Source organism: Clostridium sp. Marseille-P2415, assembly GCF_900155545.1.
Lineage (GTDB): Bacteria > Bacillota > Clostridia > Lachnospirales > Lachnospiraceae > Lacrimispora.
On the sequence record NZ_LT732526.1, the window covers coordinates 3,950,777 to 3,961,738 of the forward strand.

Annotated in this window: 11 protein-coding genes; 6 read left to right on the forward strand and 5 right to left on the reverse strand. The window is 40.4% G+C overall.

All coding sequences use genetic code 11. The features are described from left to right. The first annotated feature begins 13 nt into the window (after nt 1-13). The 5 genes from BQ9856_RS23015 (at nt 14) to BQ9856_RS23035 (ending at nt 5,231) form a co-directional block, all read left to right on the forward strand. The gene (locus tag BQ9856_RS23015; protein WP_077613064.1) at nt 14-1,366 is read left to right on the forward strand and encodes a PTS galactitol transporter subunit IIC; all 1,353 of its coding nucleotides are present in this window, start codon (nt 14-16) and stop codon (nt 1,364-1,366) included. A 106-nt stretch (nt 1,367-1,472) separates the two neighbouring features. Then, a complete protein-coding gene (locus BQ9856_RS23020) occupies nt 1,473-2,522 on the forward strand; it encodes a galactitol-1-phosphate 5-dehydrogenase (RefSeq protein ID WP_077613065.1) in 1,050 nt (349 codons plus the stop codon). Next, nucleotides 2,512-3,462: a 1-phosphofructokinase gene (gene pfkB, locus BQ9856_RS23025; protein WP_328587268.1), complete on the forward strand. Its 951-nt coding sequence runs from the start codon at nt 2,512-2,514 to the stop codon at nt 3,460-3,462. The genes BQ9856_RS23020 and pfkB overlap by 11 nt, the downstream gene beginning before the upstream one ends. Nucleotides 3,463-3,478: 16 nt before the next feature. Next, nucleotides 3,479-4,330, forward strand: coding sequence for a tagatose-bisphosphate aldolase subunit GatY (gatY, locus tag BQ9856_RS23030; protein WP_077613066.1), 852 nt, complete (start codon nt 3,479-3,481; stop codon nt 4,328-4,330). Nucleotides 4,331-4,343: 13 nt separating this feature from the next. After that, nucleotides 4,344-5,231 (forward strand): aldose 1-epimerase family protein, encoded by an 888-nt coding sequence (locus BQ9856_RS23035; protein ID WP_077613067.1) that lies wholly within the window; start codon nt 4,344-4,346, stop codon nt 5,229-5,231. Between the two features lie 84 nt (nt 5,232-5,315). On the opposite strand, the gene BQ9856_RS23040 is transcribed toward BQ9856_RS23035, so the two are convergent. Next, the gene (locus BQ9856_RS23040) at nt 5,316-5,843 is read right to left on the reverse strand and encodes a helix-turn-helix domain-containing protein (protein ID WP_200801344.1); all 528 of its coding nucleotides are present in this window, start codon (nt 5,841-5,843) and stop codon (nt 5,316-5,318) included. Nucleotides 5,844-6,154: 311 nt separating this feature from the next. Here BQ9856_RS23040 and BQ9856_RS23045 point away from each other — a divergent pair, with 311 nt between their 5' ends. Further along, nucleotides 6,155-6,892 carry a MurR/RpiR family transcriptional regulator gene (locus BQ9856_RS23045; protein WP_077613068.1) on the forward strand — a complete coding sequence of 246 codons (738 nt, stop codon included), beginning with the start codon at nt 6,155-6,157 and terminating at the stop codon, nt 6,890-6,892. A gap of 97 nt (nt 6,893-6,989) precedes the next feature. On the opposite strand, the gene BQ9856_RS23050 is transcribed toward BQ9856_RS23045, so the two are convergent. The 4 genes from BQ9856_RS23050 to BQ9856_RS23065 all read right to left on the reverse strand — a co-directional run bounded on the left by BQ9856_RS23050 (nt 6,990) and on the right by BQ9856_RS23065 (nt 10,957). Then, nucleotides 6,990-7,133: a cyclic lactone autoinducer peptide gene (locus tag BQ9856_RS23050; RefSeq protein WP_077613069.1), complete on the reverse strand. Its 144-nt coding sequence runs from the start codon at nt 7,131-7,133 to the stop codon at nt 6,990-6,992. 210 nt (nt 7,134-7,343) lie between these two features. After that, nucleotides 7,344-8,093, reverse strand: a complete 750-nt coding sequence (locus BQ9856_RS23055) for a LytR/AlgR family response regulator transcription factor (protein WP_235839288.1) — start codon at nt 8,091-8,093, stop codon at nt 7,344-7,346. Beyond that, the gene (locus BQ9856_RS23060; protein ID WP_077613070.1) at nt 8,062-8,472 is read right to left on the reverse strand and encodes a helix-turn-helix domain-containing protein; all 411 of its coding nucleotides are present in this window, start codon (nt 8,470-8,472) and stop codon (nt 8,062-8,064) included. The genes BQ9856_RS23055 and BQ9856_RS23060 overlap by 32 nt, the downstream gene beginning before the upstream one ends. A gap of 430 nt (nt 8,473-8,902) precedes the next feature. Then, nucleotides 8,903-10,957: a peptidase domain-containing ABC transporter gene (locus BQ9856_RS23065; RefSeq protein ID WP_159442074.1), complete on the reverse strand. Its 2,055-nt coding sequence runs from the start codon at nt 10,955-10,957 to the stop codon at nt 8,903-8,905. Nucleotides 10,958-10,962 lie beyond the last annotated feature (5 nt).

A 10,962-nucleotide genomic window follows, 5' to 3' on the forward strand; every position in this document is an offset into this window, starting at 1 on the left:
GAGGGGTATTAATATGGGGATATTTGGTGATATCATTAATTACATCATTGATATGGGCGCAGCCGTAATGCTGCCTGTGGTTATTGCTGTTTTAAGTGTATGTGTAGGTGTGAAAATCGGAAAAGCAATTCGTTCCGGATTAATGATCGGTGTGGGATTTGTAGGACTTTCGCTGATCGTTGATATGATGAATGCACAATTAGGGCCGGCAGCTCAGGCAATGTCACAAAATTTTGGCCTGACGTTAAGTGTGGTAGATATCGGATGGCCGGGAGCATCTCCGATGACTTGGGCTTCCAGCATTGCAACCGTTGCAATTCCGGTCGCAATTGGAGTAAATCTTATAATGTTAGCGTTAAAAATGACAAAGACAGTGAATATTGACATATGGAATATATGGCATATGACCTTCACAGGCGCCATTGCTTACGCAGTGACCGGTAATTTCGCAATTGGTATTGCAGGTGTAATGGTTCATGCTGCCATTGCCTATAAGTTTGGAGATTTATGGGCTCCTTTGATGTCTGATTACTTTGAACTGGATGGACTCACAGTACCGCACGGTACTTCTGCATATATGGCACCTGTTGCCTGCGTCATTGACTTCATTTTGGATAAAATACCTGTAATTAAGGATATTGATATTTCTGCTGATTCGCTGCAGGAAAAGGCAGGTGTTTTAGCCGAACCGATCGTAATTGGCGGGATCCTTGGTGCCGGTGTTGGATTTCTGGCGGGATATGGTCCGCAGGAAGCTTTGCCGCTCGGGATTAAGATGTCCGCAGTTATGGTTTTGATGCCAAAGGTCGTAAAGTGCATTATGGAAGGTCTCATGCCTTTATCAGAAAGAGCGAAAGAGTTATTGTCTAAAAAATTCGGAAGTTCTGATTTCTATATCGGATTAGATCCGGCAATTCTCCTGGGAGATCCTCAGGTAGTAACAACGGGACTTATTTTTATCCCTCTTACCATTTTGATTGCGGTCATTGTTCCCGGAAATGCCATTCTTCCATTTGGCGATCTGGCAACCATTGGATTTTTTATCGCAATTGCAGTTGCTGTACATAAAGGGAACCTGTTCCGCTCAATTATATCCGGAAGTGTCATTATGTTCTTTACCATTTGGGTTGCCAATGAGACAATTCCCTGGGTTACGAAACTGGCTCAAACCACCAATTCTACAGACGGTGCAAACTTAGTTGCTGCTCTGGATCAGGGCGGTTGTCCGATTACCTATATCTATACACAGATTTTTGCACAGAAGAATATTCCTGGTCTTATCATAGTAGCTGTCATTTATGCGGTAAGTCTTGCTTTTGCTGTTATGCTTTCTAAGAAACGCCAGCAGGAATTAAATGTCAAATAGTAATATCTGAACTATATCAGCAATTTACAGCTAAATAATTAAAATTGGGGGAGGGCAGAAAGCGCTCTGCGGTATTTCTGCGCCCCAAATTCAGAAAGGAGCGTATATGAAAGCAGGAGTCGTTCATGCAAAGAAAGATATCCGTTATGAAGAAATTCCAACACCTCAGGCGAAAGCCGGGCAGGTTTTGATTAAGGTAAAGTATACCGGTATCTGTGGTTCGGATATCCCGAGAGTAAATGGTAATGCCTGCCATTTTTATCCGAATGTACTGGGACATGAATTTTCCGGTACCGTTGAAGCCGTAGGGAAAGGCGTGCATTCAGTATTCGCAGGAGACCGTGTGGCAGGTGTTCCTCTGGTTCCCTGTCTGTCTTGTGAAGATTGTCAGAAAGGAAATTATTCTCTATGTAAAAACTATAGTTTTATCGGTTCTAGAGAATATGGAAGTTTTGCTGAATATATAGCAGTTCCGGAAAAAAATGCGGTCAAATTCAGTGATGAGGTTACATTTGAACAGGGAGCTTTATTTGAACCCTCCACCGTAGCGCTTCACGGTCTGACCTGTACCGGTTACAAAGGAGGAGGAACCGTAGCGGTTCTCGGCGGAGGAACCATTGGATTGTTTGCAATGCAGTGGGCTAAAATTTTTGGTGCGGCAAAAGTGGCCGTTTTTGATATCAGTGAAGAGAGGCTTGATCTGGCTAAAAGACTTGGAGCAGATGAAACGGTGAATACAAAAACTTCGGATTTCATGAAACAGGCGATGGATTACACCAATGGGAAAGGCTATCAATATATCTTTGAAACTGCCGGGAATACGGCAACGATTAAAATGGCGTTCGAACTGGCAGGGAATAAAGGGAAAGTGGGTCTCATTGGAACACCAACCAACGAGTTGACTTTTTCTGTGAAGGAGTGGGAGAATTTAAACCGGAAGGAATTTCATCTGACAGGATCATGGATGTCTTACAGCCCGCCATTTCCAGGTAAGGAGTGGGAACTGACCGCACATTATTTTAAAACCGGGCAGTTGAAATTTTCTCCTTCTCTGATTTTCAAGGTAATACCTCTTAGTGAAATTGCCTCTGCATTTGAAATGTACCGGACACCGGGAGCAGTAAAGGGAAAAATTTTAATTGACAGTGAAAGGTAGCGGAGCGCTGATGATAACAACAGTAACTTTGAACGCATCCATTGATAAAGCATATCAGATAAAAGGTTTTTTAAATCCGGGAACCGTAATGCGGGTATCCGGCTTAAGAAACAGTGCAGGGGGAAAAGGACTGAATGCGGCCCGTGTGATAAACTTATGCGGTGTTCCGGTGAAAGCCACCGGAATCGTGGGAGGCTGCAATGGCGATTATCTGTTAAACCTACTGACACAGGATGGAATTGCACATGATTTTTTTCGCATAAGCGGAGAGACAAGAAGCTGTATCAATGTTTTGGCAGAGGATGGTTCCTCTACCGAATTTTTAGAACCAGGCTGTGAGGTTACGGAATCAGAACAGGAAGCTTTTTTTGATTTTTTCCGTTACACGATTCAGGAAAGCAGTATGATTATCTTGTCAGGCAGTGTTCCCAAAGGATTTCCTTCTGATATCTATGGAAAGCTGATACGAATTGCCAGGGAATACAAAAAAACTGTTTTTCTTGATACCAGCGGCAGCTTTTTAAAGGAAGGAATAACAGCAGAACCTGATTTTGTAAAGCCGAATCAGGCTGAACTGGAAGAACTGTCCGGCAGTAAACTGAATTCCATACAGGACCTGATAGAAAGCGGAAATAAACTTCGAAAATTGAATATCCGGTATGTCGTAATTTCTCTGGGAGCAGATGGCGCACTTTTAATCTGTGATGACGGCTGCTTTCATGGAAAGCCGGAAAAAATTCATGCAGTCAATACCGTTGGCTGCGGCGATTCTATGGTAGCAGCTTTTGCAGCAGCGTTGTACCGCAAAGAAAAACCAGAAGACTGCCTGGCCTACTCGGCAGCCGTTTCCGCAGCAAATGCACTGTCAATGAAGACCGGATATTTTGATCCGGCTGACTTAGATAAAATCCTGGGGAGAGTAACCGTAAAAAGATTATAAGAAGGAAGGGAAGACTATGCCTTTTGTGACAACGAAACAAATGCTTTTAGATGCTCAGAAGGGTCATTATGCTGTCGGAGCTTTTAATGTGGAAAATATGGAAATGGTTATGGCAGTCATTCAGGCGGCAGAGGAACTGAATGCGCCGGTTATTTTACAGACAACACCTTCTACTGTGAAGTATGCAGGACTTGAGTACTATCTGGCGAATGGAAAGGCAGCAGCAGAAAAAGTTTCTGTTCCGGTTGCCATGCATTTAGATCATGGCTCCAGCTTTGAAATGGCGATGATGGCTCTTCGTACAGGTTATACTTCAATTATGATCGACGGATCACAGGAACCTTATGAGGCGAATCTGGAATTATCAAAGAGAGTTGTCGATGCTTGTGCGCCTTCTGATATTCCGGTGGAAGCAGAGCTTGGTAAAGTGGGTGGAAAGGAAGATGATCTGGACGGAGGTGAGGGGAGCGCCTATACCGATCCGGAGGAGGCAGGAGAATTTACTGAAAAAACCGGAGTCAGTTCTCTTGCTGTTGCCATTGGAACCGCCCATGGCCTGTATCGGGGAGAACCTAAACTGGATTTAGACCGGTTGTCTGAAATTGCCAGGGCAGTTTCCGTGCCCCTGGTGCTTCACGGAGCATCAGGAGTGCCGGACGAAATGGTAAAGAAGGCCATATCCCGTGGTATCTGCAAGGTAAATTATGCAACAGAACTGCGGATTGCTTATAGCGAAGGTGTAAAAGAAGTGCTTTGTCAGGCACCGGATACAATAGATCCAAAAAAATACGGTGCTGCAGGGATACATAAAGTAAAACAGTTCGTAATGGATAAAATGTATATCTGCGGCTGTGCAGGAAAGGGTTAAAGGAAAATCGTAAATGGTACATGAAATCAGTAATTTTATTTTGTCTGCGGATATCCGTGAAACAGGTGGAGAACTAATATCCATAAAGGATAAAAGTGGGAGAGAATACATCTGGCAGGGACATCCCGATCACTGGGGAGGCCATGCCCCGGTGCTTTTCCCGATATGTGGGAGTTTACGGAATGATCAGGCGGGGTTAAGGAATGGGAAAACTGTAAAATTGCTCCGTCATGGTTTTGCGCGGAAAATGCCATTTACCTGTGATTTTGCGGTAGAAGAAAAAGCTCAGTTTACGCTGGTGAGTAATGAAAAAACACTGGAGTCTTACCCATTTCCATTTTCTTTGGTGATCCGGTATGAACTTTCAGGAGCGTCTGTTGAAACCAGATATATTGTTACGAATACCGGTAAAGAGGATATGCCGTTTTTTATCGGCGGACATCCCGGATTTTGCTGTCCGATCGATGAATCAGCGAAATTTGAGGATTATCTGATTGAGTTTGAACATGAAGAAACCTGTACAATACCAACTCCTGTTACGGAAACCGGGTTAATAGATCTGGGCAGGAGAAAAAATTTCTTAAAGAAGCAAAAGGTTTTAAACTTAACAAATGAATTATTTGATCAAGACGCTGTCATTTTAGATCATCTCCATTCAAGAAGAGTAAAACTTATCCATAAGGATAAAACACATGGCATAGAGTTGGAGTTTTGTGATTTTCCATATTTGATCCTTTGGTCGACTTCCGGCGGAGCGTTTGTTGCCATGGAGCCATGGTGCGGCCTTTCTACCTGCAATGATGAGGGGGAGTTATTTGAAGATAAAAGAAATGTGATGCTTCTGAAGCCCGGAGAATCAAGGACATACCGTTATACTATTACGTTATTGTTCGAATTTTGAAAAGTTTTCATGAGTATTTTCTGAAATGCCGTCAGAAAATAAAGCAGTAGTGAGCCGCTGAGAATCAGCGGCTCAAATTCTATTTCATTTTCCGGTTTTATCAATATCGGTTTGTTTATAGGCGGTTTGCGGATTGAGCGGGTCAGGCTGTTTCATATATTTTGGCTGCTCAGATAAGTCTATGATATAATCATAAGCTTTCTTTTTTCCTAAATCAGTCAGTGTTAAATAGATTTGTATCATTGCGGCTATCTTATCTCTTTCGCCTGATAGAACTCTTTGACCAATGGACAGGAATCTTTCATCGATCCGGTAGCTGTCGTCATCCGCTTCTTTTATTATTATTCCGCCATCTTTAACAGATTCTCCCTGCCAAGCAGGAGAATAAATATTCATATTATTAAAATCATTTTCCCAATCCATTAAATAAGCAGGAGTCGTTTTTAAAATTTCAGCTAATTTTTCTAAAACATTTGCAGGGATTTTTTCTATTTGCCCATTTTCATATCTGAAAATAGTAGATCTTGAAACGCTCAATTGGCTTGCTACATCGTCTGCGCTCATATCCAATTGTTTTCTTCTTTCTTTTATTCTTTGTCCGGTCATTGACATTTTCCTACCTCCTGATTGTATAATAGCATTAATGTTGCAAAAATGCAACATATATGAGCGCAAATTTGCTGTTTTTATGTTGACTTTTTCTTTTTAATGAGCTATGATTATATCATGCAGTAGCGTAAACGCGACTAAAATCATATATTTTTTTGACACTTAAGTAGCAGTAATGCGACAAATGGAAGAAACATGAAAAACTGTATTTTGTCAGACTGTGCGGAGAAGTCTCACTGGTTCATTTTTCTGATTATTTTCGGCATAATAGAAGTTACAGACTGCCTGATAAAAAGAAGCTGGGAGGAATTTTCATGATTATTTCAATTGGTACTGACATAATAGAGAAGTTAACAAAGACGGAGCTTGAAATCATTCATTTTATCAATAGCCATGAGGACACTCTTCCCGAAATGTCTATTGTAGATATTGCATTTGAGACCTATTCATCACCGTCAACGGTTTCAAGGGCAATACGAAAATGCGGGCTGAATGGTTTTAATGAATTAAGGTACCGCTCCGGCAATAAGGCCAAGAGTGAAGAGATCCAAAGTATGAACGAGCTTTTTAATAAAACCCTGATCGAGGCGCAGGCAGTACATGAGCGAATATCATTGACGGATATTTTGGCAGTTATTAAATGTTTAGATGCTGCACGCCAGATCTCTGTTTTTGCCAGGGGGCTGACGACTTATGTAGGTCAGGAATTTTCATTAAAGCTGCGGCTTCTTGATTATGATGTTTTTTTTACGGATGATCCCAATATCATGCAGGTAAAGGCGTCAAAATTAAAAGAGCAGGATATTCTCTTTATTTTGTCTTTAAATGGGGAAACGCCGGAGTTGGTTTCAGCGGCTGTAACCGCCTGTCAAAAGGGGAATTGTGTGATTTCCTGCTGCTGCAATGAAAAGTCAAAATTAATTACATACAGTAAGCATTCTCTTGTAGGATATAAACATTCTCATCAGGCGATCAAAGAATTTGAAGTTTCTTCAAGAATAGCACTTTATATGATCTGCAGGATCATTATTGATTATATTTCTACATATTGACAGAGGATTGTATCAAACCCAAAATAAAAGTACCCTTTTGCATCCCTGTTTTTTGACGCAAAAAGGTACTTGGTAGAATGACATTACAATCACCGATTTACTTTTTTAAGTTTTTTACGCCCTCCGGCTGTTTAGGCTGGTGTAAAACATACATACATCTGCTGTCAGCGGCCATTTCTACGGATTTGCGTGCAACCTTTTCCATTATTGCTGCTACTAAGTTCTTTTCTTCTTTCATCATGATATATATTACCTCCTTTTTCAGTTAAGTACCATTGTATCAGTACTTGCACAATTACCGTTGTTTTCTGTTATGGGCAACAAATACTTAAAGTATTACTACTTAAAAGAATACACTATTTTTCCCCATTTTTTTGCTGCACGTCAAAATACCGATACAGCATGTCATTTTCCCCGTTTGTACCCTGCTGGACCGCTGTTGATTATCCTGTCACTCCACCACCGCCTTTCCTTTGGCGATCTCGCACAGGCGGTACCGGACGGTTTTCTGTCTGTCCTCGCTGATCTTCAGTTCCATTTCTTTCCCGCATAAGAGGACGATAATACTGGAGAAATTCATCTTTTTTATGTAATCGTAGTTTACCAGAAAGGACTGATGTATTCGCAGGAAAGACTTCCGGCTATTCGCCAGGCTGTTTTCCACGTCATTTAGTTTCCCGTAGAACTGCTCACTGGAACCGTCTCCCAGAAAAATGTGAACCACCCGGTTATGGCTCTCGAAATACACGACATCCTTAAGCGCCACCTTGCGTATTTCCTTGTTGAATGTAAACTGGTAGAAGGCATCCGATTCCCAGATGCGCTGACAGGCTTCCCGGAAGTAACGGCGGAACCGGTCCCGGTCCAGCGGCTTGGAGAGGAACCGGAATGGCTCCACCTCAAACAGTTCTTTTAAATACTGGTCGTATCCTGATACGTAGATGATCAGCACGGACCGGTCTATTTCCCTGATGCAGCGTGCCGCATCGATCCCGTTTACATGTTCCATTTCTATATCAATAAAAATCATCTCATAACGGTATCCATACCGCATACTTGCCAGCAGAGTTTCCCCGTCGGAGAACACGTTTGTTTCCGCCTGGATTCCCATGCACCGGCCCTCTTGTATAACTGCATTTTCCAGGCTGACGGCAAATGCGGTGTCATCATCACATATCGCTATTCTGAGCATTTTTCCCATCTTCTTTCATCCTGCTGTTTTTCTGTGTCTCATTGCTTTCCCTTTGTGCCTGCTCCAGACGCTCCAGAATGACCCGGAAGGTTTTTTGGTTTATATCGGACAGGTTTAAGTACCGGAGCACGATGTCATAGCACTGGTCCATCTCCCGGTTCATGCGAATCTGTCCTTTGAGATCGCGCTTTACATCGGAAATCCCGAGAATGTAATCCGTAGTAACATTGAAGAATCCTGCCATCTCTATGAGAAGGTCGGATGGTATGTCATGGGCACCGTTCTCCAGGCGGCTGACCGTCTGCTGGGTAGTGTCGATTATTACGGAAAAAGCCTCTTGGGATAGGTTGTGGTTCTTCCGCAGTTCGCGGATACGGTTTTCTGCCATGTTGTAATCATTCCTTTCCTGTATTATTTTACCTAATTTTAAAGGATATGTTTACAAATATTACAGGTATTAAAATACTTACAATATGAGTGATTTACCTATTCTTCAGCATAATTCTGTAACGGAATACTCACTCATGTGATAAGTTGTAAACATTATCAACATAAAAATGCTTCAGATTTTATCATGAGTGTAACATATGGCTATAATAATGTCATCAAATTAATATTTATTTACATAATGTAAATAAAAATTTATAAATACCTCAAAAAGAAACACACATAACAACTCTTCACTACAATATAAAAAAGCCCGGTAACATTCTACAAGAAATTTACCAAGCTTTTAGCAATATCCGTATGTTATTGTAAATACTTAACATCAACATGCCTTAATATTAAAACAGGATCAGTTATAAAAGATGTTTTTTTCATTCAAAAAAGTTTTCATAAGAAGGAAACTTTTGTAAGAGCTGCTCATGCTTTCCCTGATATGCAGTCCCTTTCTCTATATATATCACCTCATCAACATAATTTATCATACTTAATTTGTGTGTGGAAATAAACACAGTCTTATTTTTTAAAATACCGTTTGGACCGATCAGGTTATTCATAATCTTTTCTTCATCAATAATATCAATATTACTTGTCGCTTCATCCAGTAAATATATCCTGGCATCTTTGATCAGGCATCTTGCCAGACAAATCCTCTGTTCCTGTCCGCGGGACAGGTTTTTTCCTTTTGATATCTCTGTTGCCCACATTTGCGGCTGTCTGCTGATAATATCCTCTAACCCTGTTGCTTCGCTGACACTGGCCAGCCTTTCATTCGTACATTGCTGGCCAAATAATACATTTTCCAATATACTGCTATCCAGAATGGAAGTGTCCTGGTCAAGATATATTGGTTTATCCGTATTAGCAGAATCAAATACCACTTCACCTTTATAATCATTAAAAAGATTTGCTAAAACCTTTAATAATGTAGATTTTCCGCTTCCGGATATTCCGATAACCGCATACTTTTTGCCCTTCTTGATCTGTAAATTAACATTTTCCAGACATTTAAAATTCCCGTAATAATAAGACATATTTCGAACAGATATTTCTTCCTCATGATCCAAATCGGAAACTGTTCGCTCCTTGTCCTGCATGAAGTTCTCATCCAGTAATTCATTTGTCTTATCTATATTTGGCAAAACCGTATATAAAGAATTAAAAGCCTGCCCGATGGTTACTACATTCTGGACTACTAAATACAGCAGCGGCAATAGTGCCATTTGGCTGAAAACATCCGTATTTCTGTTATAAACTATGTTAATGATACTGATTGCGATTGGAACAACATATGTATATATATTAGTCAATACATTTTGAATGCTTTGCAAAATGACCAACTGACCGTAACGCTCTGTCTGCTCTTCATTTTCCCTATGCCATCTTTGCGCGAAAACATTGTTTACATCCAAAACCTTAATTGTGGAAATCGTCCTGATTATATTTTCGCTTGTTGTATTGAGCTTAATCACTTTTTGTGTATACTTATTGCTCTCCATATAGATTACTTTACTAATGCCTATATAGGACACCAGATATAAAATATTAGCTGTCAAAAAAAGTCCGCCCAAAAATAGATTTTCCCAGGACAAAACTACCTGCACTACAATAATCGTACATAGTGCTATAAAAGAGGGGACTATCTTGAACAGCAATGCGTCTTTAATCATCCCCCTTGCGTTGATGCGGTATAATAAGTCACCGTTGCTTCTAAACGTAAAAAACTTGTAGCTCTTATCGATCAGTTTATCAACTAACCTGTTTCCGTATATTTGTTCATATAAAATATTAAATTTTTTTGTTAAGCCTCCCTGGATCATACTGCCTGCTCCTAATAGAGCAACTGCGGCAATTAATACTGAAATCAGATTGAAATAAGAATTGTCTTTCCCCACTGCAGAATACATATAGGAATAGCTCATAGCCACAATTTGAGTAAAAATTGAAGTTATCAATAATCCCAGTAAAATTTTTATTAATTTATTATTTTTTAAAAATCCTAAGATTTCCCGCTGCTTTACCACCACATTTTTTACATCTTTTCTTGCCTTCGAAATTTTTATGACAACACCGCTATAGATGCTGTTAAATTCTGAATGAGAATAAGCAATTCTTCCGATAGCCGGATCAATTCCTATTAATTTGTTTTTTGTTACTTTATTGATAATAATAAAATGGCCGTTATTTACATATGCTATGATAGGTAAAATGGATTGGTTGAAGTTTTTACTCTCAACTTTATAACCTTCTACGGAAAAGCCATATTCTCCCAACGCTTCTTTTAACTGCAGAACATTACTTCCGGCCATTGACAATTCTACCTTTTCCACCAACCGGTAAACTGGAATTCTGCACTTAAATGTATCCATGATCATCGCTGCACATGCAAGAAGACAATCAGATTGATTTGTCTGCAATATAACTTTCACGTGAA